The 24,505-nt window shown below is 73.0% G+C and carries 24 protein-coding genes; 22 read left to right on the top strand and 2 right to left on the bottom strand.

Annotation, left to right across the window (positions count from 1 at the left end; genetic code table 11):
- Positions 1–482: 482 nt before the first annotated feature.
- Genes aroC through AMY39116_RS0335590 form a run of 6 tightly spaced genes read left to right on the top strand, consistent with a single transcriptional unit; the run spans position 483 to position 6,196 of the window.
- Positions 483–1,694, top strand: coding sequence for a chorismate synthase (gene aroC, locus AMY39116_RS0335615; protein WP_027936509.1), 1,212 nt, complete (start codon positions 483–485; stop codon positions 1,692–1,694).
- Complete coding sequence (locus tag AMY39116_RS0335610) at positions 1,691–2,194, top strand: shikimate kinase (RefSeq protein WP_020422367.1); 504 nt, start codon at positions 1,691–1,693, stop codon at positions 2,192–2,194. Before aroC ends, AMY39116_RS0335610 begins: the two co-directional genes overlap by 4 nt.
- Positions 2,191–3,300 carry a 3-dehydroquinate synthase gene (gene aroB, locus AMY39116_RS0335605; protein ID WP_020422366.1) on the top strand — a complete coding sequence of 370 codons (1,110 nt, stop codon included), beginning with the start codon at positions 2,191–2,193 and terminating at the stop codon, positions 3,298–3,300. Before AMY39116_RS0335610 ends, aroB begins: the two co-directional genes overlap by 4 nt.
- Complete coding sequence (gene aroQ / locus AMY39116_RS0335600; RefSeq protein ID WP_020422365.1) at positions 3,297–3,728, top strand: type II 3-dehydroquinate dehydratase; 432 nt, start codon at positions 3,297–3,299, stop codon at positions 3,726–3,728. The genes aroB and aroQ overlap by 4 nt, the downstream gene beginning before the upstream one ends.
- On the top strand, positions 3,725–4,642 hold the full coding sequence (locus AMY39116_RS0335595) for a GNAT family N-acetyltransferase (RefSeq protein WP_020422364.1): 918 nt from the start codon (positions 3,725–3,727) through the stop codon (positions 4,640–4,642). The genes aroQ and AMY39116_RS0335595 overlap by 4 nt, the downstream gene beginning before the upstream one ends.
- A gap of 60 nt (positions 4,643–4,702) precedes the next feature.
- Positions 4,703–6,196, top strand: coding sequence for a beta-xylosidase (locus AMY39116_RS0335590; protein ID WP_020422363.1), 1,494 nt, complete (start codon positions 4,703–4,705; stop codon positions 6,194–6,196).
- Between the two features lie 170 nt (positions 6,197–6,366).
- On the opposite strand, the gene AMY39116_RS0335585 is transcribed toward AMY39116_RS0335590, so the two are convergent.
- The gene (locus tag AMY39116_RS0335585) at positions 6,367–6,786 is read right to left on the bottom strand and encodes a B-4DMT family transporter (RefSeq protein WP_020422362.1); all 420 of its coding nucleotides are present in this window, start codon (positions 6,784–6,786) and stop codon (positions 6,367–6,369) included.
- Between the two features lie 69 nt (positions 6,787–6,855).
- On the opposite strand from AMY39116_RS0335585, the gene AMY39116_RS0335580 reads away from it, so the two are divergent.
- From AMY39116_RS0335580 to nusB, 3 genes are read left to right on the top strand one after another with little or no spacing between them, the layout of a single operon-like run.
- On the top strand, positions 6,856–7,953 hold the full coding sequence (locus tag AMY39116_RS0335580) for a Xaa-Pro peptidase family protein (protein WP_020422361.1): 1,098 nt from the start codon (positions 6,856–6,858) through the stop codon (positions 7,951–7,953).
- 36 nt (positions 7,954–7,989) lie between these two features.
- Entirely contained in the window at positions 7,990–8,547 is a 558-nt protein-coding gene (gene efp / locus AMY39116_RS0335575; protein WP_020422360.1) for an elongation factor P, read from the top strand.
- A 1-nt stretch (position 8,548) separates the two neighbouring features.
- Complete coding sequence (gene nusB, locus AMY39116_RS0335570; protein WP_020422359.1) at positions 8,549–9,004, top strand: transcription antitermination factor NusB; 456 nt, start codon at positions 8,549–8,551, stop codon at positions 9,002–9,004.
- A 213-nt stretch (positions 9,005–9,217) separates the two neighbouring features.
- Here the strand turns inward: nusB and AMY39116_RS0335565 are convergent, their stop codons facing one another.
- Positions 9,218–9,706, bottom strand: coding sequence for a transcriptional regulator (locus tag AMY39116_RS0335565; protein WP_020422358.1), 489 nt, complete (start codon positions 9,704–9,706; stop codon positions 9,218–9,220).
- A gap of 235 nt (positions 9,707–9,941) precedes the next feature.
- On the opposite strand from AMY39116_RS0335565, the gene pyrR reads away from it, so the two are divergent.
- The 13 genes from pyrR to AMY39116_RS0335500 all read left to right on the top strand — a co-directional run bounded on the left by pyrR (position 9,942) and on the right by AMY39116_RS0335500 (position 24,466).
- Positions 9,942–10,532 (top strand): bifunctional pyr operon transcriptional regulator/uracil phosphoribosyltransferase PyrR, encoded by a 591-nt coding sequence (gene pyrR / locus AMY39116_RS0335560; protein WP_020422357.1) that lies wholly within the window; start codon positions 9,942–9,944, stop codon positions 10,530–10,532.
- Positions 10,529–11,461 (top strand): aspartate carbamoyltransferase catalytic subunit, encoded by a 933-nt coding sequence (locus tag AMY39116_RS0335555; protein WP_017983077.1) that lies wholly within the window; start codon positions 10,529–10,531, stop codon positions 11,459–11,461. The genes pyrR and AMY39116_RS0335555 overlap by 4 nt, the downstream gene beginning before the upstream one ends.
- Positions 11,458–12,747 carry a dihydroorotase gene (locus AMY39116_RS0335550; protein ID WP_020422356.1) on the top strand — a complete coding sequence of 430 codons (1,290 nt, stop codon included), beginning with the start codon at positions 11,458–11,460 and terminating at the stop codon, positions 12,745–12,747. Before AMY39116_RS0335555 ends, AMY39116_RS0335550 begins: the two co-directional genes overlap by 4 nt.
- Entirely contained in the window at positions 12,747–13,253 is a 507-nt protein-coding gene (locus AMY39116_RS0335545; protein ID WP_020422355.1) for a hypothetical protein, read from the top strand. The genes AMY39116_RS0335550 and AMY39116_RS0335545 overlap by 1 nt, the downstream gene beginning before the upstream one ends.
- Positions 13,250–14,380 (top strand): glutamine-hydrolyzing carbamoyl-phosphate synthase small subunit, encoded by a 1,131-nt coding sequence (gene carA, locus AMY39116_RS0335540; protein ID WP_027936507.1) that lies wholly within the window; start codon positions 13,250–13,252, stop codon positions 14,378–14,380. Before AMY39116_RS0335545 ends, carA begins: the two co-directional genes overlap by 4 nt.
- Positions 14,380–17,694 carry a carbamoyl-phosphate synthase large subunit gene (carB, locus tag AMY39116_RS0335535; protein ID WP_020422353.1) on the top strand — a complete coding sequence of 1,105 codons (3,315 nt, stop codon included), beginning with the start codon at positions 14,380–14,382 and terminating at the stop codon, positions 17,692–17,694. Before carA ends, carB begins: the two co-directional genes overlap by 1 nt.
- Before the next feature lie 2 nt (positions 17,695–17,696).
- A complete protein-coding gene (gene pyrF / locus AMY39116_RS0335530; RefSeq protein ID WP_027936506.1) occupies positions 17,697–18,506 on the top strand; it encodes an orotidine-5'-phosphate decarboxylase in 810 nt (269 codons plus the stop codon).
- Positions 18,507–18,624: 118 nt separating this feature from the next.
- Positions 18,625–18,942, top strand: coding sequence for an integration host factor, actinobacterial type (gene mihF / locus AMY39116_RS0335525; RefSeq protein WP_017983071.1), 318 nt, complete (start codon positions 18,625–18,627; stop codon positions 18,940–18,942).
- Positions 18,939–19,616, top strand: a complete 678-nt coding sequence (gmk, locus tag AMY39116_RS0335520; RefSeq protein WP_020422351.1) for a guanylate kinase — start codon at positions 18,939–18,941, stop codon at positions 19,614–19,616. The genes mihF and gmk overlap by 4 nt, the downstream gene beginning before the upstream one ends.
- Positions 19,617–19,620: 4 nt before the next feature.
- Positions 19,621–19,893 (top strand): DNA-directed RNA polymerase subunit omega, encoded by a 273-nt coding sequence (gene rpoZ, locus AMY39116_RS0335515; RefSeq protein WP_017983069.1) that lies wholly within the window; start codon positions 19,621–19,623, stop codon positions 19,891–19,893.
- Positions 19,886–21,106 carry a bifunctional phosphopantothenoylcysteine decarboxylase/phosphopantothenate--cysteine ligase CoaBC gene (coaBC, locus tag AMY39116_RS0335510; RefSeq protein ID WP_235716279.1) on the top strand — a complete coding sequence of 407 codons (1,221 nt, stop codon included), beginning with the start codon at positions 19,886–19,888 and terminating at the stop codon, positions 21,104–21,106. The genes rpoZ and coaBC overlap by 8 nt, the downstream gene beginning before the upstream one ends.
- Positions 21,107–21,163: 57 nt before the next feature.
- Positions 21,164–22,366 carry a methionine adenosyltransferase gene (gene metK, locus AMY39116_RS0335505; protein WP_027936504.1) on the top strand — a complete coding sequence of 401 codons (1,203 nt, stop codon included), beginning with the start codon at positions 21,164–21,166 and terminating at the stop codon, positions 22,364–22,366.
- 30 nt (positions 22,367–22,396) lie between these two features.
- A complete protein-coding gene (locus AMY39116_RS0335500) occupies positions 22,397–24,466 on the top strand; it encodes a primosomal protein N' (protein ID WP_020422348.1) in 2,070 nt (689 codons plus the stop codon).
- The last annotated feature ends 39 nt before the right edge of the window (positions 24,467–24,505 follow it).

Raw genomic sequence — 24,505 nt, 5'->3', positions numbered from 1 at the left:
CGGGCGGACCACGTCAACCCCGCCGTCGCGACCACCGCGCGCGGGCCAGCCCCCGCCCGCCGGAGCCGGGCGAGCGCAATGGCCTGCAGCCACCGACCCCCGCCACGTCGGCCACACCGGCCCGCTACCCCGGGCGCGCCGGCCCGCTACCCCGGGCGCGTCGGCCCCCGACCCCGGGCACACCGGCCCCCGACCCCGGGCACACCGGCCCGCCAGCCCGGGCACACCGGCCCGCCAGCCCGGGCACACCGGCCCGCCAACCCGGGCACACCGGCCCGCCAAACCCGGGCCCAGCCCGGGCACACCGGCGCGCCACCGGCCCACCACGCGCGCACCTCGGGCACACCGGCCCGCCACCCGGACGCACCGGCGCGACCAGGGCACGGACCACGTCAACCCCGCCCTCGCGACCACCCCGCGCGGGTCAGCCCCCGCCCGTCGGAGCCGCCTGAACCGGGCGACAACCCGCATGACAGGATCGTCTGGTGGTACTGCGCTGGATAACCGCTGGTGAATCGCACGGTCCGGCCCTCGCGGCCGTGCTCGAAGGGATGGTGGCCGGGGTCGAGGTCACCACCGCCGACGTGAGCGAGCAGCTCGCCCGCCGGCGGCTCGGGTTCGGCCGCAGCCCCCGCATGGGCTTCGAGACCGACCACATCGAGTTCCTCGGCGGCGTCCGGCACGGCGTCACCCAGGGCGGACCGGTCGCGGTGCACATCGAGAACGCCGAGTGGCCCAAGTGGGAGAAGGTCATGTCGGCCGACCCGGTGGACCCGGCCGAGCTCGAGGGCCTCGCCCGCAACGAGCCGCTCACCCGCCCCCGCCCGGGCCACGCCGACCTGCCGGGCATGCAGAAGTACGGCTTCGACGAGGCCCGCCCCGTGCTGGAGCGCGCCAGCGCCCGCGAGACGGCCTCCCGCACGGCACTGGGCACCGTCGCCCGGAACTTCCTCCGCCAGCTCCTCGGCGCGGAGATCGTGAGCCACGTCGTCTCCATCGGCGCGGCCGTCGCCCCCGAAGGCCCGCTGCCCGGGCCCGAGGACCTCGCGGCGGTCGACGAATCCCCGGTCCGCGCGTTCGGCCAGGAAGCCACCGACGCGATGATCGCCGAGGTCGACGCCGTCCGCCAGGCCGGTGACACCGTCGGCGGCGTCATCGAGGTCATCGCCTACGGGCTGCCGCCGGGGCTCGGCTCCCACGTCCACTGGGACCGCCGCCTCGACGCGCGCCTCGCCGGCGCGCTCATGGGCGTCCAGGCCATGAAGGGCGTCGAGATCGGCGACGGCTTCACCACCGCCCGCCGCTGGGGCAGCAAGGCCCACGACGAGATCGACCGCGGCACCGGCCCGGTCGGCGTCACCCGCCGGTCCAACCGCGCCGGCGGCCTCGAGGGCGGCATCACCAACGGCGAGCCGGTCCGCGTGCGCGTCGCGATGAAGCCCATCTCCACCGTCCCGCGCGCGCTGTCCACTGTGGACGTCGTCACCGGGGAGCCCGCCGTCGCGATCCACCAGCGCTCCGACGTGTGCGCGGTGCCCCGCGCCGGGGTCGTCCTGGAGTCCGTCGTGGCGCTCGTGCTCGCCGACGCGGCACTGGAGAAGTTCGGCGGCGACTCGCTGGCCGAGACCAAGCGCAACGCCGAGTCCTACCTCGCGGCACTGGAGGAACGGTGGGCCAACCTCCCTGCATCGTGATCGCGGGCCCGCCCGGGTCCGGCAAGAGCACCGTCGGGCCGCTGCTCGCGCAGCGCCTCGGCGTGCCGTTCCGCGACAGCGACGACGACATCGTCGCCCGCGCCGGCCGTCCCATCGCGGAGATCTTCGCCGACGACGGCGAGCCGGCCTTCCGCGCGCTCGAAGAGGAAGTGATCGCCGAGGCGCTCGCCGAGCACGACGGCGTGCTCTCCGTCGGCGGCGGCGCGGTCCTCGCCGAGGGCACCCAGAAACGCCTGGTTGGCCACCCGGTGGTCTTCCTCAACGTCGGCTTCGCCGCGGGCGTGCAGCGGGTCGGCCTGTCCACCGCCCGCCCGCTGCTCGCCGGGGTCAACCCGCGCGCCACCTACCGCTCGCTGCTCGAAGCGCGGCTGCCGGTGTACCGCTCGGTCGCCACCATCGAGGTGTCCACGGACGACCGCACCCCGGCCGAGATCGTCGACGCCATCGCCCGCGAACTAGCCCTGGAGGAAACGCAGTGACCGACCCGGTCCGGATCGAGGTCCGCACCGCCCGGCCGTACCCGGTCGTCGTCGGCCGCGGCCTGCTCGGCGAGCTCACCGAGGCCGTCAAGGGCGCCTCCAGCGTGGCGATCATCCACCAGCCCACGCTCACCACCACCGCCGAAGCCGTGCGCGACGAACTCAACGCCGCCGGGCTGGACGCCCACCGCGTCGAGATCCCCGACGCCGAGGACGGCAAGGCGCTGTCCGTCGCCGGCTTCTGCTGGGAGGTCCTCGGCCGCATCGGCCTCGACCGCCAGGGTGTCGTCATCGGCCTCGGCGGGGGAGCGGTCACCGACCTCGCCGGCTTCGTCGCGGGCACCTGGATGCGCGGCGTCCGGCTGGTCAACGTGCCCAGCACGCTGCTCGGCATGGTCGACGCCGCCGTCGGCGGCAAGACCGGCATCAACACCGACGCGGGCAAGAACCTGGTCGGCGTCTTCCACGAGCCCAGCGCCGTCCTGGTCGACCTCGCCACCCTGGAAACCCTGCCGCGCAACGAACTGATCGCCGGCATGGCCGAGGTCGTGAAGGCCGGTTTCATCGCCGACCCGCGCATCCTCGAGCTCATCGAAGCCGACCCCGAGGCGGCGACCAACCCTGCCGGTGACGTCCTCGGCGAGCTGGTGCGCCGCTCGATCCAGGTCAAGGCGGACGTCGTGGCCGCCGACCTGCGCGAGTCCGACCTGCGCGAGATCCTCAACTACGGTCACACCCTCGGCCACGCCATCGAGCGCCGCGAGCGCTACCGCTGGCGCCACGGCGCGGCGGTCAGCGTCGGCCTGGTGTTCGCCGCCGAGCTGGCCCGCCTCGCCGGGCGGCTCGACGACGTCACCGCCGAGCGGCACGCCGCCATCCTGGAGCGCCTCGGCCTGCCGACCAAGTACGACCCGGACGCCTTGCCGCAGTTGATCGACTCCATGCGCAAGGACAAGAAGACCCGCTCCGGCGTGCTCCGCTTCGTCGTCCTCGACGGCCTGGCCAAACCGGGTCGCCTCGAAGGTCCCGACCCGGCCCTGCTGGCCGCGGCGTACTCGGCGGTCGCCGGACCGCGGCAGTCCGACGGTGGGAGCGTGCTGCTGTGAAGGTCTTCGTGCTCAACGGTCCCAACCTCGGCCGCCTCGGGAAGCGGGAGCCCGCCGTCTACGGCTCCACCACCCACGCCGACCTTGCGGAGCTGTGCGTCAAGACCGGCAGCGAGCTGGGCATCGACGTCGAGGTCCGGCAGACCGACCACGAGGGCGAGATGGTCGGCTGGCTGCACGAAGCCGCCGACGGTGGCAACCCCGTCGTGCTCAACGCGGGCGCCTGGACGCACTACTCGATCGCCGTGCGGGACGCCGCCGCGCAGCTCGCCGCGCCGCTGATCGAGCTGCACATCTCCAACGTGCACAAGCGTGAGGCGTTCCGCCACCACAGCGTGCTCTCCGACATCGCCACGGCTGTCATCGCCGGGCTCGGTGTCGACGGCTACCCGCTCGCCCTGCGCTGGCTCGCCGCCAACGCCGGATGACCGTCCCCGACCTCAGAACCGCCCGGCTGCGCCTGCGAGGCCTCGAACCCACCGACACCGAATCGATCGTCCGGGTCTTCGCCGACCCGGACACGAGCAGGTTCCTCGCCGCCGACCTCAGCGACCCGGACCAGTGCCGGGCCTCGGTCGAGCGGCGCCTCGCCTACACCGGGCCGGACGGCACCGGTCACTGGGTCATCGAGCGCGACGGCGACGTCATCGGGCTGGCGCACCTGCGGCCATCGGCCGAGCTGTCCGGCGACCTCGTGGAGATCGGGTACTTCCTCGACCCCGCCCACGGCGGCCACGGCCTGGCGACCGAGGCGGCCACCGCGCTGCTTCGCCACGCCTTCGTCGCGCTCGGGCTGCCCGCCGTGTGGGCGCTCGTGCACGAGTCCAATGTGGCCAGTCAAAACCTGGTGCGGCGCCTGGGTTTCGCCGACGTCGGCGGCGGCGAACACTACGGCGGGCCGCACCGCGTGTTCGTCGCGCTGCCCGCCACCGCAGGGCAGTGGCACCACGTCGAGCTGTGGGTGCCCGACCTCGCGCGCGCCGAGGAGAGCTTCGGCTGGCTGCTCACCGAACTCGGCTGGCAGGAACACCAGCGCTGGCGCGACGGCGTCAGCTGGAAACTCGGCGCGGGATACCTCGTGGTCGAGCAGTCCCCGGCGCTGACCGCCGCCACGCATGACCGCCGCGCGCCGGGCCTCAACCACCTGGCGCTGCACGCCGGCCCGCCCGAGCGCGTCGACCAGCTCGCGGAAGCCGCGCTCGCGCACGGCTGGCGCCCGCTGTTCGCCGACCGCTACCCGCATGCCGGCGGCCCTGATCATCACGCCGCGTATCTGGAGAACGCCGACGGCTTCGAAATCGAGCTCGTCGCCGACTCCCCGCGTGTCACTCGACCGGGTTAATCAGTCTCTACACTGAGCTTGCTGGCGGAAAGGGAAGGACGACGGGTGGGCAGACGCAGGGTGCTCGGCGCGTTGCTGGCCGCGGTGCTGGCCGTCCCCGCGCTGGCCGGGTGCACCGGCAGCGTGCCGCCGCAGGCCGAGGGCGCCGGGAAGGGCGTCATCGGCGGCGCCCAACCGGAGACCACCACTGCCACACCCGCCGCGGTCCAGCTCAAGACCGACTCGCCGCGCGAAAGCCCCGGCGTCGTCGCGGCCGGCGGCCCCGGCGCGCCCTACAACTACGGCCCCACGCTGATGGCCGACGGCGCCACCAACCGGATGTGGTGGTGCAGCCAGTACCCCGGCTCGCCGCCGCCCGGCGACGACATCCTCTACGCCGAATCCGCCTCGCTGGACGGCCCGTTCACCGGCCCCGGCGGGTCCGTGCCGCCCGCCGTGCTGTCCGGCAACCCCGGCCAGTTCGACGGCGTGCACGCCTGCGACCCGTCGGTGATCCGCGTCGACGGGACCTACTACCAGTACTACACGGGCGCCGCGGGCGACCACGCGCTCGGCAACTCCATCGGTCTCGCGACCAGCACCGACGGGATCACCTGGCAGCGCGCGAACGGCGGCAGACCCATCGTGGACCCCGCTCACGACACCCACCGCGAAAATCTCTACGGCGCCGGCCAGCCTGCTGCGGTGTACCTCGACGGCTGGTTCTACCTGATGTTCACCGACACCACCGGCCTCGCCGCCGGCTGGAACGGCGCGGGCCAGTTCGTGCTGCGGTCGAAGGACCCGGCGTTCGGCAGCGGCGTGGAGGCGCTGGGGGAGGCCGGGTTCGCCGCGGTCGCCGGCACGAACGCGCCGCGCACCAAGTCGCTGGTCGACGCGTTCAGTGCGGACCTGATGTGGATCGACGCGCTGAACGCGTGGGCGATCGCGCACGAAACCGCCGACGGCACCACCATCACGTTCTGGGACCGCGACTTCCTGCGCGCCCCGTTCCAGCCGCTGCTGATCCCCGGCGTGTGGCGGGAGGGGCCCGGCCTGGTGCGGCGGCCGGACGGGCACGCGCCGGTGTCGGCGAAGGACCCGTGCGGGCGGGTGCCGCTGGACGTCGTGCGCGCGACCGTGACCGGCGAGGCGGGCGCGCCCACCGACCTGCGGCGCTTCGGACTGGACATCGTCGGCGTCAACGCGTGCGCCGATCCGCAGCGCGCGCTGACGGTGCTGGACGGCTTCGCCATGCCCTCGCCGGTGCGGACCATGGACCTGGTCGTGTCGGGCCAGGTCGTGCGGATCGACCGCCGCTCGGTGGCGCAGGAACTGGCCGGGCACGTGCTCGACACGCGGCTGGACGTGCTGAACCAGTTCCCGGTCGCGGCGCGGCTGGAGTCCGGCACGCGCGCGCTGCAGGCCACCGGGCTGGGGGTGGGCTTCCTGCTCGACGACGGCCGCCTCTACCCGGTGCGCCGGGCGGAAGCGGTGATCGCCAACGGCTCGTCGACGGAAGACGTGACCCCGGCGCAGTGGCGCGGCTACCCGGCCGGCCCGGCGCTGGGCTAGATCCCCGGCGGCCCGTGGGCACGGGCTTGGGGCGCGGTGAGCCGCTTGAGCCGCGCGCCAGGACCAGCAGCGCGTGAACGCGGCCCTGCGGTGGCCGACGGCTCGTGGACCGAGGGACGTGACCCCAGCGCAGTGGCGCGGCTACCCGGCCGGCCCGGCGCTCGGCTGACTCAGTCCCCGGCGGTCCGCGGGCGCGGGCTGGGACGCGGGCGCTTGGGCGGCTCGTCCGCGGGTCGCTTGAGCCGTCCGCCGACGAACAGGCCCAGACCGGCCGGCACCAGGACCAGCAGCGCCGTGAACGCGGCCCCGCCGGAGATCGCGGGCCACAGTTCCTCCGCGCCGGTCCGGTCGACGAAGATCGCGCGGCCGATCACGTACAGCACCCCGGACACCGGGCCGGCCACCAGCGACGCGATGAACCACGTGCGCCCGGCGTCCTCCCGGCGCAGCCACGCGTCCAGCGCGCTCCACAGCGCCGCGGCGCCCACCAGCAGCGCGATCACGGCGATCCGGGCCGTCGTCAGGCCCGTCGGGTCGTACACCGTCGCCTTGGCGAGCGCGACTTCGGCGATCGCGTGCAGCACCGCCATGCCGAGACCCCGTACCAGCCAGGACCGCATACCCATCCACCCATCGTCGCACCGCACTAAGCTGCCACTGTGCCCGACCTCCACGCCTCGCGGCGCGACGCCCTGCGCACGGTGCTCAACGAGTCCGGCGTCGACGCGTTGCTCGTCACCGACCTGCTCAACGTTCGCTACCTGACCGGCTTCACCGGCTCCAACGCCGCGCTGCTGGTCCACGGCGACGGCGAGAGCCGCACGCTGTTCTGCACCGACGGCCGCTACACCACCCAGGCCGCGGCCGAGGTGCCCGACCTGGAGCGGGTCATCGAGCGGGAGAGCGCCGCCGCCCTGCTCGCCCGCGCCGCCGGGGACGCGGCCGCCCATCGGCGCACCGGCTTCGAAAGCCAGCACGTCAGCGTCGAGGCCCACGACGAGTTCACCCGCGTCGCGGACGGCATCGAGCTGACCCGCGCCCCCGGCCTGGTCGAGCAGCTGCGGCTGATCAAGGACGAAACTGAGATCGAGGCGCTGCGGATGGCGTGCGCGGCCGCCGACCGGGCGCTGGCGAGCCTGCTGGAGCACGGCGGCATCCGGCCCGGCCGCACCGAGCTGGAGGTCGCCCGCGACCTGGAGAACCGCATGCTCGACCACGGCTCGTCCGGGCCGTCGTTCGAGTCGATCGTCGCCGCCGGGCCGAACTCGGCGATCCCGCACCACCGGCCCACCAGCCGCCCCCTGCACGCGGGTGACTTCGTCAAACTGGATTTCGGCGCGACCGTGGACGGGTACCACTCGGACATGACGCGCACCGTCGTGCTCGGCCGCCCCGCGGACTGGCAGGCCGACCTCTACGAGCTGGTCCGCCGGGCCCAGCAGGCCGGGCTGGAGGCGTCGCTGGCCGGGCAGGAGGTCGCCGACGTCGACCTGGCCGCCCGCCGCATCATCGAGCAGGGCGGGCACGGCGAGGAGTTCTCGCACGGGCTCGGCCACGGCGTCGGCCTGGAGGTGCACGAGGCACCGAGGCTCGCGATGAACGTCGCCGGTACACTGTCCGTCGGCATGACGGTCACCGTGGAGCCAGGCGTCTACCTCGCCGGCCGCGGTGGCGTGCGCATCGAGGACACGCTGGTCGTGCGGGACGCCGATCCCGAACTCCTCACCCTGAGCAGCAAGGAACTCGTGGTCGTGTAGCGCGGCCCGATCGGAAACAGGAGAACTGGACAACCCGTGGCCACCACCAACGACCTGAAGAACGGCCTGGTGCTGAACCTCGACGGACAGCTGTGGTCCGTCGTGAACTTCCAGCACGTCAAACCGGGCAAGGGCGGCGCCTTCGTGCGCACCACGCTCAAGCACGTCCTGTCCGGCAAGGTGGTGGACAAGACCTTCAACGCGGGCACCAAGGTCGACACCGCGACCGTCGACCGGCGCAACATGACCTACCTGTACAACGACGGGTCGGACTTCGTCTTCATGGACGGCGAGACGTTCGACCAGATCACCGTGCCGCGGGAGACCGTCGGCGACGGTGCGAACTACCTGCTGGAGAACACCGAGGTCCAGGTCGCGATGCACGAGGGCGTCGCGCTCTACGTCGAGCTGCCCACCTCGGTCGAGCTGGTCATCCAGCACACCGACCCCGGCCTGCAGGGCGACCGCTCCACCGGCGGCACCAAGCCGGCCACGCTGGAGACCGGCGCCGAGATCCAGGTGCCGCTGTTCCTCAGCACCGGCGAGAAGGTGAAGGTCGACACCCGCGACGGCCGTTACCTGGGCAGGGCCTAGGTTGTCCGACTCCGCATCGGCGCCCCGGCGCGGTGGCCAGACCGGCCGCCGCGCACTCCGCAGGCGCGCCGTCGAGATCCTGTACGAAGCCGCCCAGCGTTCACTCGATCCGGTGACGCTGCTGGCGGACCGGGTGGGCTCCACCGACGCCGACCCGATCGGCGACTACACGATCTCGCTCGTCGAGGGCGTCACCGCGAACCGGGAGCGCATCGACGAGCTGCTCGCCGAGCACGCGCACGGCTGGAGCCTGGAGCGGATGCCGCCGGTCGACCTGGCCGTGCTGCGGGTGGGCGTCTACGAGCTGCTGTGGGCGGCCGACGTGCCCGACCCGGTGGCGATCGACGAGGCGGTGGGCCTGGCCAGGGAGCTGTCCACGGACGACTCGCCGCGGTTCGTCAACGGCGTGCTGGGCCGGATCGGCACGATCGCCGACCGCATCCGCGCGGTGCTCTGACCTGGCAGAAGACACGAGAAAGGCCCGGCGCGCGGAGATCGCGCCGGGCTTTTCGCTGGTCAGGCGGTTTCGTCCCGCGACGGGAGGGCAGTCAGCTCGCACCGCCGCGGGTTCTGGGTCGCGCGAGGCGCGTCCACCGGGGGTGGTCGGGCCGGCGCTGGTTCGAGGTTCAGCCACCCGCACCGCCACGCGGGCGGCGGGAGGGCCTGTTGCCTAGTCCTCCTTGGCGGGTCGCGCCTCGGGCGGGAGGACGCCCCAGTCGATGAGCTGCTCGGTCAGCTCGCCGGGGGTCATGTCGTAGATGATGGCCAGCGACCGCAGGTCCTCGGTGCGGATGGAGAGCACCTTGCCGTTGTAGTCGCCGCGCTGGCTCTGGATCGTGGCGGCGTAGCGGGCCAGCGGGCCGACCTTCTCGGCAGGCAGCTGCTGCAGCCGCTCCAGGTTGATGACGATCTTGGTGGCGGGTTCGGCCCCGGACGGCACCCGGCCCTCGGGCAGCAGCTCGACCACCGGCACGCCGTAGAAGTCGGCCAGCTCGGCCAGCTTCTGCACGGTCACCGCCCGGTCGCCGCGCTCGTAGGAACCGACCACGACAGCCTTCCAGCGTCCGCCGGACTTCTGCTCGACCCCGTGCAGGGACAGCCCCTGCTGCTGGCGGATCCCGCGGAGCTTCGCCCCGAGCGCCTTGGCGTAATCGCCCATCTGGTGGTTCTCCGTTTCCTCGCCCAGTCGGTCTCATGGGCCGCCGGGGGACTGCCGAGTTGAACACTCAGAGTAATGGTTACGCATTGTCGTCACCAGGTCAAGAACATGATGCCCCCGGCACCACCCGGACGGCTGAACGGTGCCGCCTGTTAACATCGGGGGGATTTCCTCGGCAAGCAGGAGATCGACGTCCTTTAAGGACCCGTCCGGTGAGGCGGGGAAGGAGTCCGCTGTGGCGTCACGCCCTCGTGACGCGGCAGCACCAGGCGGCGAGCGCGAGCTGCTCTCCGCCGGTGATGTCGCGCGCACCATCGCCCGGATGGCCCACCAGGTCATCGAGAAGACCGCCCTCGACGGCGGCACGGGCGCACCTCCCGTTCTCCTGGGCATCCCGACCCGGGGCACCTCGCTCGCGGCCCGGCTGGCCGAGCGGATCGCCGAGTTCTCCGGCGTCGAGGTCCCCACGGGCGCCCTGGACATCACCCTCTACCGCGACGACCTGCGCCGCCGCCCGACGCGGCCGCTCGCGGACACCACCCTGCCCGACACCGGCATCGACGACCGCGTGGTGATCCTGGTCGACGACGTGCTGTTCTCCGGCCGGACCGTGCGCGCGGCGCTGGACGCCCTGCGCGACCACGGCCGCCCCCGGGCCGTGCAGCTGGCCGTCCTTGTCGACCGCGGGCACCGCGAGTTCCCGATCCGGGCCGACTACGTGGGCAAGAACATCCCGACCGCACGCGCCGAAGACGTCGCCGTCCTGCTGTCCGAAGTGGATGGGCGTGACGCGGTGCTGCTGCGCGAGGGGGAAGCGAAGGCATGAAGCACCTGCTGGCCACCGAAGGCCTGGACCCCGACCTGGCGACCGCGGTGCTGGACACCGCCGACGGCCTCAAGCGCACCCTGCTCGGCCGCGAGGTCCGCAAGCTGCCGACCCTGCGCGGCCGCACGGTCATCACCATGTTCTACGAGAACTCCACCCGCACCCGGGTCTCGTTCGAGATCGCGGGCAAGTGGATGAGCGCCGACGTGGTGAACGTCTCGGCGGGCGGCAGCTCGGTCGGCAAGGGCGAGTCGCTGCGGGACACCGCGCTGACCCTGTCCGCGGCCGGAGCCGACTGCGTCATCGTCCGCCACCCGGCCTCCGGCGCCGCGCAGCGCCTGGCCGGCTGGCTGGAGGGCACCGGCACGTCGGTCGTCAACGCCGGGGACGGCATGCACGAGCACCCCACCCAGGCGCTGCTCGACGCCGCCACCCTGCGGGAACGGCTCGGCGGCATCAAGGACCGGCGGATCGGCATCGTCGGCGACGTGCTGCACAGCCGGGTCGCGCGCTCCAACATCCACCTGCTGTCCGCGCTGGGCGCCGAGGTCGTCCTGGTCGCCCCGCCGACGCTGCTGCCCGCCGGGGTCGGGGCGCTGCCGGTCACCGTGTCGCACGACCTGGACGCCGAGCTGCCCGCCCTGGACGCGGTGATGATGCTGCGCGTGCAGGCCGAACGGATGCACGGCGGGTTCTTCCCGTCCGCGCGGGAGTATTCGATCGCCTACGGCCTCAACGAGGCGCGGCTGCGGCTGCTGCCCGAACACGCGGTCGTGCTGCACCCCGGGCCGATGCTGCGCGGCATGGAGATCGCCTCCGCGGTCGCCGACGCGCCGTCCGCGGCCATCACCGAACAGGTCCGCAACGGGGTGCACGTGCGGATGGCCGTGCTGTACCACCTGCTCGCCGGAGAGGAAGACGCGAAGTGAACCAGGTTCTGATCAAGGGCGCCCGGCTCTACGGCGAGGGCGACCCGGTGGACGTCCTGGTCACCGGCGGAACGATCAGCGAGATCGGATCCGTGAGCGCGCCCGACGACGCCGAGGTGATCGAGGCGAACGGCCAGGTCCTGCTGCCCGGCTTCGTCGACCTGCACACCCACCTGCGTGAACCCGGCCGCGAGGACACCGAGACCATCGAGACCGGCTCGGCCGCCGCCGCGCTCGGCGGCTACACCGCGGTCTTCGCGATGGCCAACACCGACCCGGTCGCCGACAACTCGGTGATCGTCGAGCACGTGTGGCGCCGCGGCCGCGAGGTCGGCCTGGTCGACGTGCACCCGGTCGGCGCCGTGACCGTCGGCCTGAAGGGGGAGCGGCTGGCCGAGCTGGGCACGATGGCGAAGTCGGCCGCCGGGGTGCGGGTGTTCTCCGACGACGGCCACTGCGTGCACGACCCGCTGATCATGCGGCGCGCGCTGGAGTACTCGACCGCGCTGGACGTGGTGATCGCGCAGCACGCCGAGGAGCCGCGGCTGACCGTCGGCGCGCAGGCCCACGAGGGCGAGCAGGCCTCGCGCCTGGGCTACGCCGGCTGGCCCGCCTCCGCCGAGGAGTCGATCGTCGCGCGGGACTGCCTGCTCGCCGAGCACGCCGGCGCTCGCCTGCACGTCTGCCACGTCTCCACGAGCGGCACCGCCGACGTGCTGCGCTGGGCGAAGGAGCGCGGGACCAGGGTGTCCGCCGAGGTCACGCCGCACCACCTCCTGCTGACCGACGAGCGCCTGGCCACCTACGACCCGGTGAACAAGGTCAACCCGCCGCTGCGCACGAACGCCGACGTGGAGAAGCTGCGCGCGGCCCTGGCCGAGGGCGTCATCGACTGCGTCGCCACCGACCACGCCCCGCACGCGCCGCAGGACAAGGACTGCGAGTGGTCGGCCGCCCGGCCCGGCATGCTCGGCCTGCAGACCGCCCTGTCCGTGGTCGCCGCCACCATGGTCGAGACCGGCCTGCTGGACTGGCGCGGCGTGGCGAAGGTCATGAGCGAGCGCCCCGCGGAGATCGCCGGCCTGCCCGACCAGGGACGACCGCTCACCGTCGGGGAACCGGCCAACCTCGCGCTGGTCGACCCGGGCGCACAATGGACCGTGCGGGGGGCGGAGCTGGCCAGCCTCGCCGCCAACACCCCGTACGAGGGAATGCGGTTGCCCGCCGTGGTGACCGCGACGCTGCTGCGCGGGCGCGTGACGGCCCGCGAAGGGAAGATCTGCTGATGGAACGGTTGCTGCTCACCCTGCTGGTGTTCGCCTGCTTCCTGCTCGGGCTCTGGGCCATGCGACGAAGCTGGCGGCGCCGCGCGCGCTCGCAGAGCGCGCAGCTGCCGCCGTTCCCGCAGACCCCCGCCGAGCCGGGGGAGGAGCTGCTGCCGGCGAACAAGGGGCTCTACGTGAGCACCACCACGGCCGGCGACTGGCAGGACCGGATCGTCACGCGCGGCGTCGGCCTGCGCGGGCGCGCGGTGCTGCGGCTCTACCGCGAGGGCGTGGAGGTCGACCGGGCCGGCGCGCCCGGGTTCTTCATCCCGCGCGAGTCCATTGTGGAGGTCAAGCGCGCGAGCGGGATCGCCGGGAAGGTGATGGGCACCAACAGCCTCATCGTCATCACCTGGCGGCTCGGCGACAAGGAGCTGGACACCGGCTTCCGCGGCGACGACCTCGACGTCTATCCACAGTGGATCGAAAGCTTGTCCGAACGAGAGATCAAGGGAGGGGCCCAGTGACCGTGGGCACCAGGACACCGGCCGCATTGGTGCTGGAGGACGGGCGGGTGTTCCGCGGATCGGCCTATGGCGCCCAGGGCCGCACGCTGGGCGAGGCCGTGTTCTGCACCGGGATGACCGGCTACCAGGAGACGCTGACCGATCCGTCCTACCACCGCCAGATCGTGGTGCAGACCGCGCCGCAGATCGGCAACACCGGCTGGAACGACGAGGACGACGAGTCCGCCCGCATCTGGGTGTCCGGCTACGTCGTGCGCGACCCGGCCCGGACCCCGTCGAACTGGCGGTCCCGCCGCACCCTCGACGAGGAGCTTGCGCGCCAGGGCGTGGTCGGCATCAGCGGCGTCGACACCCGCACCCTGACCCGCCACCTGCGCGAGCGGGGCGCGATGCGGGCCGGCGTGTTCTCCGGCGACGCGCTGGACACCGAGGAGGCCATGACCGCTCAGGTGCTGGCCAGCCCGCCGATGAAGGGCGCCGACCTGGCCGGCGAGGTCACCACCAAGCAGCCGTACGTGGTCGCCCCCGAGGGCGAGCGCCGCTTCCGTGTCGCCGCGCTGGACCTGGGCATCAAGTCCAACACGCCGCGCCAGATGAGCCGCCGCGGCATCGAGCTGCACGTGCTGCCCTCGACCAGCTCGCTGGACGACCTGCTGGCCGTCGAGCCGGACGGGGTGTTCCTGTCCAACGGCCCGGGCGACCCGGCCACCCAGGACCACGCGGTCGCGCTGACCGAGGAGGTCCTGCGCCGCGAGATCCCGCTGTTCGGCATCTGCTTCGGCAACCAGATCCTCGGCCGCGCGCTGGGGCTGGGCACCTACAAGATGCGCTACGGCCACCGGGGCATCAACATCCCGGTGATCGACGTGGAGACCGGCCGGGTGGCGATCACCGCGCAGAACCACGGCTTCGCCCTGGAGGGCGAGCCGGGTCAGCGGTTCGAGTCGCCGTTCGGCGCCGCGCAGGTCAGCCACTACTGCCCCAACGACGACACGGTCGAGGGCGTGCGCTGCGCCGACGTGCCCGCCTTCTCGGTGCAGTACCACCCGGAGGCGGCCGCGGGCCCGCACGACGCCGCGCCGCTGTTCGACGAGTTCGTGACCCTGATGGAGAAGAAGATCCGCTGATGCCGAAACGTACAGACATCGAGCACGTGCTCGTCATCGGATCCGGCCCGATCGTCATCGGCCAGGCCGCCGAGTTCGACTACTCGGGCACGCAGGCCTGCCGGGTGCTGCGCGAGGAGGGCCTGCGGGTCTCGCTGGTCAACTCCAACCCGGCCACGATCATGACCGACCCGGAGTTCGCCGACTCGACCTACATCGAGCCGGTCACCCCGGACTTCGTGGAGAAGGTCATCGCGGCCGAGCGCCCGGACGCCCTGCTGGCCACCCTGGGCGGGCAGACCGCGCTGAACACCGCCGTCGCCCTGCACGAGCGCGGCGTGCTGGAGAAGTACGGCGTCGAGCTGATCGGCGCCGACATCGACGCGATCCAGCGCGGCGAGGACCGGCAGAAGTTCAAGGACATCGTCCGCGCCATCGGCGGCGACGTCCCGCGCAGCCGCGTGTGCCACTCGATGGACGAGGTCCGCGAGACCGTCGCCGAGCTGGGCCTGCCGGTCGTCATCCGGCCCTCGTTCACCATGGGCGGCCTCGGCTCCGGCATGGCGCACACCGACGAGGAGCTGGAGCGGCTGGCCTCGATCGGCCTCGCCGAGTCTCCGGTCACCGAGGTGCTCATCGAGGAGAGCGTGCTCGGCTGGAAGGAGTACGAGCTCGAGCTGATGCGCGACCGCCACGACAACGTCGTGGTGATCTGCTCGATCGAGAACATCGACGCGATGGGCGTGCACACCGGCGACTCGGTCACCGTCGCGCCCGCGATGACCCTGACCGACCGCGAGTACCAGCACATGCGCGACGTGGGCATCGCCGTGCTGCGCGAGGTCGGCGTCGACACCGGCGGCTGCAACATCCAGTTCGCGATCAACCCGCGCGACGGCCGCATGGTCGTCATCGAGATGAACCCGCGCGTGTCCCGCTCCAGCGCGCTGGCCTCGAAGGCCACCGGCTTCCCGATCGCCAAGATCGCCGCGAAGCTGGCCATCGGCTACTCGCTGGACGAGATCCGCAACGACATCACCGGCGAGACCCCGGCCTCGTTCGAGCCGACCCTGGACTACGTCGTGGTCAAGGTGCCGCGGTTCGCGTTCGAGAAGTTCCCCGGCGCCGACCCGATGCTGACCACCACGATGAAGAGCGTCGGCGAGGCGATGGCCCTGGGCCGCAGCTTCCCGGAGGCGCTGGGCAAGGCGCTGCGCTCGATCGACACCAAGGCGTCCGGGTTCTGGACCACCCCGGACCCCGAGGGCGCCACGCTGGAGAACACCCTGGAAGCGCTGCGCACCCCGCACGACGGCCGCCTCTACGCGGTCGAGCGGGCCCTGCGCCTGGGCGCGACCGTCCAGCAGGTGCACGAGGCCAGCGGCATCGACCCGTGGTTCATCGACCAGATCGCGCTGATCGGCGAGGTCGGCGCCGAGGTGCGCGACGCGCCGGTGCTGGACGCGCCGCTGCTGCGCGAGGCCAAGCGCGTCGGCCTGTCCGACCAGCAGATCGCCGCGCTGCGGCCGGAGCTGGCCGGTGAGGACGGCGTGCGCGCGCTGCGCCACCGCCTCGGTGTGCGGCCGGTGTACAAGACGGTGGACACCTGCGCGGCCGAGTTCGCCGCCAAGACGCCGTACCACTACTCGGCCTACGAGTCCGACCCCGCGGCCGAGTCCGAGGTCACCGCGCAGCCGGACAAGCCGAAGGTGCTCATCCTGGGCTCCGGGCCGAACCGCATCGGCCAGGGCATCGAGTTCGACTACTCGTGCGTGCACGCCGCGCTGGCGCTGCGCGAGGCCGGGTTCGAGGCCGTCATGGTCAACTGCAACCCGGAGACGGTGTCCACCGACTACGACACCTCCGACCGCCTCTACTTCGAGCCGCTGACCTTCGAGGACGTGCTCGAGGTCGTCTACGCCGAGCAGCGCTCGGGCACCGTGGCCGGCGTGATCGTCCAGCTCGGCGGGCAGACCCCGCTGAAGCTGGCGCAGCGCCTGGCCGACGCGGGCGTGCCGATCGTGGGCACCTCGCCCGAGGCGATCAACCTGGCCGAGGACCGCGGCGCGTTCGGCGACGTGCTGATGGGCGCGGGCCTGCCCGCCCCGAAGTACGGCACCGCGACCTCGTTCGAGGGCGCCAAGCGGATCGCCGACGAGATCGGCTACCCGGTCCTGGTGCGGCCCTCCTACGTGCTCGGCGGCCGCGGCATGGAGATCGTCTACGACGAGGCCTCCCTGGCCGGCTACATCCAGCGCGCCACCGAGGTCACGCCCGAGCACCCGGTGCTGGTCGACCGGTTCCTCGACGACGCCATCGAGATCGACGTGGACGCCCTGTTCGACGGCGAGGAGCTGTACCTCGGCGGCGTCATGGAGCACATCGAGGAGGCCGGCATCCACTCCGGCGACTCCTCGTGCGCGCTGCCGCCGATCACGCTGGGCCGCCAGGACGTCGAGGCGGTGCGCGCCTCCACCGAGGCGATCGCCCGCGGCGTCGGCGTGCGCGGCCTGCTCAACGTGCAGTACGCGCTCAAGGACGACGTGCTCTACGTCCTGGAGGCCAACCCGCGCGCCAGCCGCACCGTGCCGTTCGTGTCCAAGGCGACCGGGGTGCAGCTGGCCAAGGCGGCCTCGCTGATCATGACCGGTTCCTCGATCAAGGACCTGCGTGCCCGCGGCATCCTGCCCGCCGAGGGCGACGGCGGGCACCTGCCCATCGACGCGCCGGTCGCGGTCAAGGAGGCGGTCCTGCCCTTCCACCGCTTCCGCACGCCGGAGGGCAAGGGCGTGGACTCGCTGCTCGGGCCGGAGATGAAGTCCACCGGCGAGGTCATGGGCGTGGACACCTCCTTCGGCGAGGCGTTCGCGAAGTCCCAGGCCGGGGCCTACGGGTCGCTGCCCACCTCGGGCAAGGTGTTCGTCTCGGTCGCCAACCGCGACAAGCGGGCGCTGGTGTTCCCGGTCAAGCGGCTGGCCGACCTCGGGTTCGAGATCCTCGCGACCTCCGGCACCGCCGAGGTGCTGCGGCGCAACGGCGTGCCCAGCACGGTCGTGCGCAAGTACTCCGAGGGCAGCGCGCCGGACGAGCCGAACGTGGTCGAGGTGATCGCCTCCGGCGGCGTGGACATGGTGATCAACACCCCGTACGGCAACAGCGGCCCGCGCATCGACGGCTACGAGATCCGCACCGCGGCGGTGTCGCGGGACATCCCGTGCATCACCACGGTGCAGGGCGCCGCGGCGGCCGTGCACGGCATCGAGGCCCTGATCCGGGGTGACATCGGCGTCCGGTCGCTGCAGGACCTGCAGGCGGCGTTGCGGGCCAAGTCGTGAGCGTGACGGGCTTCGGCGCCCGGCTGGTGGAGGCGGTCGCCGCGCGCGGGAACCTGTGCGCGGGGATCGACCCCCACCCCGGCCTGCTCGACGCGTGGGGCCTGGACCGGGACCCGGGCGGGCTGGAGAAGTTCGCCCTGACGGCGGTTGACGTCCTCGCCGAGGAGGTCTCCGTGGTCAAGCCCCAGTCGGCCTTCTTCGAGGCCTACGGGCCGCCCGGGGTGGCCGTACTGGCCCGCGTGGTCGAGCACGCCCGGGACCGCGGCGCGCTCGTCCTGCTGGACGTCAAGCGGGGCGACATCGGGTCGACGATGGCCGCCTACACGGCGGCCTACCTCGGCGACGCGGCCCCGATCCGGGCGGACGCGATCACCGTCTCGCCCTACCTCGGGTTCGGCTCGCTGGCGCCCGCCCTGGGCGCCGGCGAGGGCCTGTTCGTGCTCGCCCGCACCTCCAACCCGGAGGCCGGTGGCCTGCAGAACGCCTTGCTGGCCAACGGGAAGACCGTCGCGCAGTCGATTGTGGACGAGGCTGCCCGGTGCAACGCCGGCGCCGCCTCCCTCGGCGACGTCGGCGTCGTCGTGGGGGCCACGATCGAGCCCGGCGAGCTCGACCTGACCGGGCTGAACGGGCCGGTCCTGGCGCCCGGTTTCGGGGCCCAGGGAGCCACCGTGGACGATCTTCGCCGCCTCTTCGGTGCGGACCTGCCGGGGGTGCTGCCCGCGTCGTCCAGGGACGTTCTCAGGCACGGTCCGGACCCCGTCGCGCTGCGCGACGCGGTGCGCCGCACGCAGGCGAGTCTGACCGGATAGCGCCAATATCAGGTCCCTGTCCAGGAACCGAGCGACCACCCCCCGCATTGTGGCCGGTGGCGCGGGGTGGGTACCGTCGCGTCACCCACCCAGAATTTTGAGTACTACGGAGGAAAACGTGGCACTTCCCCAGCTGACCGAGGAACAGCGCAAGGCGGCGCTGGAGAAGGCCGCTGCCGCTCGTCGTGCCCGCGCTGAGCTGAAGGAGCGCCTCAAGCGAGGCGGCACCACGCTCACCGACGTGCTGAAGCAGGCCGACGAGGACGAGGTTCTCGGCAAGATGAAGGTCTCCGCCCTGCTCGAAGCCCTCCCCGGCGTCGGCAAGGTGCGCGCTCAGCAGACCATGGAGCGCCTGGAGATCGCACCGAGCCGGCGGCTGCGCGGCCTTGGTGACCGGCAGCGCAAGGCGCTGCTGGCCGAGTTCAGCGGCGAGTGAGCGACACCGGCAGCGACCGCGTCACCGGGGCCGGCGGGCATGCCGGCCCGGCGTCGCACCGTGAGCCGGTTCCGGGCCAGGCGCACCAGGGGTCCCGGAGCCGGCTCACGGTCGTCTCCGGCCCGTCCGGGGTCGGGAAGTCCAGCGTGGTCGGCGCGCTGCGCCGGCTGGACCCGGACATCTACTTCAGTGTCTCGGTCACCACGCGGCCACCCCGCCCGGACGAGGTCGACGGGGTCCACTACCACTTCATCGACCGGGCGATGTTCGACAAGATGGTCGCCGCGGGCGAGCTGCTCGAACACGCCGAGTTCACCGGCAACTGCTACGGCACGCCCCGGGAACCGGTCGAGCGGGCACTGGCCGATGGCAGGCCGGCCGTGTTGGAGATCGAGCTGCAGGGGGCGCGCCAGGTGCGCGCCGCCATGCCCGACGCCAGGCTTGTCATGCTCATGCCGCCGTCCTGGGACGAGCTGGTCGGCAGGCTCAAGGGCCGCGGCACCGAGGAGGAGGCCGCCGTCAACGCCCGGCTGGCCGAAGCGGAGCGCGAGCTCGCGGCGGCGGGTGAATTCGACGTGCGGCTGGTGAACGCCGACGTCGGGGAAGCCGCGCGGCAGTTGTTAGACTTGCTGCGGGGAGACCACCGACTTCACGAAGAGAACTCAGGAGCATAGGCGCGTGACCGCATCGCTCGGCATTTACGGCGAGGAACTCGAAGGCATCACCAACCCGCCGATCGACGACCTCCTGGCCAAGGTCAGCTCGAAATACGCGCTGGTGATCTACGCCGCGAAGCGCGCTCGCCAGATCAACGACTACTACGCCCAGCTCGGCGAGGGGCTGCTCGAGTACGTCGGCCCGCTCGTGGAGCCGGGCCCGCGCGAGAAGCCGCTGTCGATCGCGCTGCGCGAGATCCACGCCGGCCTGCTCGAGCACACCGAGGGTGAGTAAACCTCGCGTCGTGCTCGGTGTGGGCGGCGGAATCGCCGCCTACAAGGCGTGTGAGGTGCTGCGCGGGCTGACCGAGTCCGGTCACGACGTCCGCGTGGTGCCCACGGAGGCCGCGCTGAAGTTCGTCGGCGCGGCCACCTTCGAGGCGCTGTCCGGCCACCCCGTGCACACCGGCGTGTTCACCGAGGTGGACCAGGTGCAGCACGTCCGCATCGGCAAGGAAGCGGACCTGGTGCTGGTCGTCCCGGCGACCGCGGACCTGATGGCCCGCGCGGCCCAGGGCCGCGCCGACGACCTGCTCACCGGCACGCTGCTCACCGCGCGCTGCCCGGTCGTCTTCTTCCCGGCGATGCACACCGAGATGTGGGAGCACCCGGCCACCCGGGACAACGTGGCGCTGCTGCGGTCCCGTGGCGCCGTGGTGACCGAACCCGCCGCGGGGCGGCTCACCGGCGCCGACACCGGCAAGGGACGGCTGGCCGACCCGGCCGAGATCGTCGACCTGGCCCGGCTGCTGCTGGCCCAGCCGTCGGCGCTGCCGCGCGACCTGGAGGGCCTGCGCGTCGTCGTCTCCGCGGGCGGCACCCGGGAGCCGCTGGACCCGGTCCGCTACCTGGGCAATCGCTCGTCGGGCAAGCAGGGCTACGCGCTGGCCCGCGTCGCCGCGCAGCGGGGCGCGGAGGTCACGTTGGTGGCCGGCCACACCGTCGAGCTGCCCGAGCCCGCGGGCGCCGTGTTGCGCCGCGTGTCGACGGCCGAGCAGATGCGCGACGCCGTCACCGAGGCCGCCAAGGAGGCGGACGTCGTCGTGATGGCCGCCGCCGTCGCTGATTTTCGTCCCGCGAACCGATCCGGCCACAAAATCAAGAAAACCGACGACCAGCCGGATCCCGTCATCACGCTTTCCCGCAATCCGGACATTCTCGCGGAACTGGTAACGAATCGATTGCCAGGACAGGTCATTGTCGGTTTCGCCGCGGAAACGGGCGACGAGCGCGGTAGCGTACTCGACCACGGCCGTGCGAAGCTGCGGCGCAAGGGCTGTGACCTGCTGGTTCTGAACGCCGTCGGGGATGGCAGGGCGTTCGAGGTCGAGGAGAACGCGGGCTGGCTGCTGGCGGCCGACGGCACCGAGCGGCCTATCCCGCTGGGCTCCAAAGCGCAACTGGCCGCCGCGGTGTGGGACGCCGTCGGGGAATTCATCAGGCACTGACCGGCGCGCCTAGTCTGGACGCCGGAGGGACAGAAGAGTTGATGGGATGTGAGCGTGGTGACCGCGTCTAACCGCAGGTTGTTCACTTCGGAGTCGGTGACCGAGGGGCACCCGGACAAGATCTGTGACGCCATCAGCGACTCGATCCTGGACGCCCTCCTCGCCAAGGACCCGCGCTCCCGCGTCGCGGTGGAGACGCTGATCACCACCGGCCAGGTGCACGTCGCAGGCGAGGTGACCACCGAGGCCTACGCCGACATCCCGACGATCGTGCGCGAGCGGATCCTCGACATCGGCTACGACTCCTCGGCCAAGGGCTTCGACGGCAACTCGTGCGGCGTGAACGTCGCCATCGGCGCGCAGTCCCCGGACATCGCGCAGGGCGTGGACACCGCCTACGAGTCGCGCGTCGAGAACGCCATCGACGAGATCGACCGGCAGGGCGCCGGCGACCAGGGGCTGATGTTCGGCTACGCGTGCTCCGACACGCCCGAGCTGATGCCGCTGCCGATCGCGCTGGCCCACCGGCTGTCCCGCCGCCTGGCCCGCGTGCGCAAGGACGGTGTGCTGCCCTACCTGCGCCCGGACGGCAAGACCCAGGTCACCATCGAGTACGCGGGCGACCAGCCGGTGCGGCTGGACACCGTCGTGGTGTCCACCCAGCACGCCGACGGGATCGACCTGGACACCATGCTCGGCGTCGACGTGCGCGAGCAGGTCGTGATGCCCGAGCTGAACGAGATCGAGCTCGACCACAGCGACGTTAAGCTGCTGGTCAACCCGACCGGCCGGTTCGTCATCGGCGGCCCGATGGGTGACGCCGGGCTGACCGGCCGCAAGATCATCGTCGACACCTACGGCGGCATGGCCCGCCACGGCGGTGGCGCCTTCTCCGGCAAGGACCCGTCGAAGGTGGACCGCTCCGCGGCCTACGCGATGCGCTGGGTCGCCAAGAACGTCGTGTCCGCCGGTCTGGCCGGGCGGGTCGAGGTGCAGGTCGCCTACGCGATCGGCAAGGCCTCGCCGGTCGGCCTGTTCGTGGAGACCTTCGGCACGGAGACGGTCGACCCGGCCAAGATCCAGGCCGCGATCACCGAGGTGTTCGACCTGCGCCCGGCCGCGATCATCCGCGACCTGGACCTGCTGCACCCCATCTACGCCGCGACGGCCGCGTACGGCCACTTCGGCCGCACCGACGTCAAGCTGCCCTGGGAGAACACCGACCGCGCCGACGCGCTGCGGTCCCTCGCCGGGGCCTGAGCCCCGGGGCGTGTCTGGTAGAGAACAAGCGTGACCTCTTCCGACGCGCTCTGGGACCTCCCCGCCGCCGCGCCCAAGCGCGCAGCCGCGGCGAAGCGTCCGGCGTCCCGGAAGGGGCAGCAGAAGCCGGCGGAGAAGGATCCCGTCGCGCGCATCGTGGTGGACGTGCCGCTCGCGCACCTGGACCGCACCTTCGACTACCAGGTGCCGGACAAGCTCGACGCCGACGCGGTGCCCGGCTGCCGCGTGCGGGTGCGGTTCGCCGGGCAGCTGGTCGACGGGTTCCTCGTCGAGCGCGCGTCCACCACCGAGCACAAGGGGCGGCTGGCGTTCCTGGAGCGGGTGACCTCGCCCGAGCCGGTCCTGTCGCCGACCCTCTACGGGCTGGCCCGCCGCGTCGCCGACCACTACGGCGGCACCCTCATCGACGTGCTCCGGCTGGCCATCCCGCCCCGGCACGCCAAGGCCGAGTCCGAGCCCGCCCGTGAGCGCGCCGAGGTGACCGAGGCGCCCTCGGCGCAGGCGTGGCAGCGGTACCAGTTCGGCGGGTCGTTCACCGACGCGCTGCGCGCCGCCCGGCAGGCCCACGCCGTGTGGCAGGCGCTGCCGGGGGAGGACTGGCCCGCGCGGCTGGCCGAACTCGCGGCCCTCGCCGCCGCGAGCGGGCGCGGCGCGCTGCTGGTCGTGCCGGACCACCGCGACCTGACGCGCGTGCACGACGCGTGCGTGCGGGTCGCCGGTGCGGACGCCGTGGTCGCGTTGTCCGCGGACACCGGGCCGGCCGAGCGGTACCGGCGGTGGCTGGCGGTGTCACGCGGGTCGGTGCCGATCGTGGTCGGCACCCGCGCGGCGATGTTCGCCCCGGTCGCCGACCCGGGGCTGTTCGTGGTGTGGGACGACGGCGACGACCTGCACGTCGACCCGCACATGCCGTACCCGCAGGTGCGGGACGTGCTCGCGCTGCGGGCCCACGCCCAGGGCGCGTCGTTCGTCGCGGCCGGGTTCGCCCGCACCGCGGAGGCCCAGCTGCTGGTCGAGACGCGGTGGGCGCACCCGATCGTCGGATCCCGCGACGAGCTGCGGAAGGCCGCGCCGCGCGTGACCCCGGTCGGCGAGGACTTCGACGTGGCGCGCGACGAGGCCGCGCGCGTGGCCCGGCTGCCCTCGGTGGCGTTCGAGGCCGCGCGGCAGTCGTTGTCGGCCGGCGCGCCCGTGCTGGTGCAGGTGCCCCGGCGCGGTTACGTGCCCGCGCTGGCGTGCGGGCAGTGCCGGACGCCCGCGCACTGCCGCCGTTGCGCCGGCCCGCTCGGGTTGCCGGGCGGGGCGGGGGCCGACGTGGCGCACCCGCCGAGCTGCCGGTGGTGTGGCACGCCCGAGGCGCACTTCCGGTGCCCGGCCTGCGGTTCCGCGCGGCTGCGGGCGGTGGTGGTCGGCGCGAAGCGGACGGCGGAGGAGCTGGGCCGGGCGTTCCCGGGCGTGCCGGTGCGCACCTCGGGCGCGCGGGAGGTGCTGGCGTCCGTGCCCGGGCGGCCGGCGCTGGTCGTGTCCACGCCCGGGGCCGAGCCGGTGGCCGAGGGCGGCTACGGCGCGGCGCTGCTGCTGGACGGCTGGGCGCTGCTGGGGCGGCAGGACCTGCGGGCGGCGGAGGAGACGCTGCGGCGCTGGATGGCGGCGGCGGCGCTGGTGCGGCCGTCGTCGGCGGGCGGCCGGGTCGTCGTCGGCGCGGAGGCTCCGCTCGCGCCGGTGCAGGCACTGGTCCGCTGGGACCCAGCCTGGCACGCCGAGCGGGAACTGGCCGAGCGCCGCGAACTGGGCTTCCCGCCCGCGGTGCGGATGGCGAGCGTGGAAGGCACGCCGGAGGCGGTGGCCGCGCTGCTCGCGGAGACGGAGCTGCCGCCGTCCGCGGAGGTCCTCGGGCCGGTGCCGCTGACCGAGCCGGACGAGGAGGGCCGCTCCGAGCGGGAGCGGGCGCTGATCCGCGTGCCCCGCGCGGACGGGCGGGCGCTGGCGTCCTGCTTGGCCTCGGCGCAGGCCGCGCGGGCCGCGCGCAAGGAAACCGCGGCGGTGCGGATCCAGCTGGACCCGCTGGCCCTCATCTAGATGAGTAAGTCCCAACCCTGGGTGGTGTGTGGAGATGGG

The sequence above is a fragment of the Amycolatopsis sp. ATCC 39116 genome (genome assembly GCF_000231075.2).
GTDB lineage: Bacteria > Actinomycetota > Actinomycetes > Mycobacteriales > Pseudonocardiaceae > Amycolatopsis_E > Amycolatopsis_E tucumanensis.
Note: the sequence above shows the minus strand (reverse complement) of the source record. Positions and strands in the feature narration are given on the sequence as shown.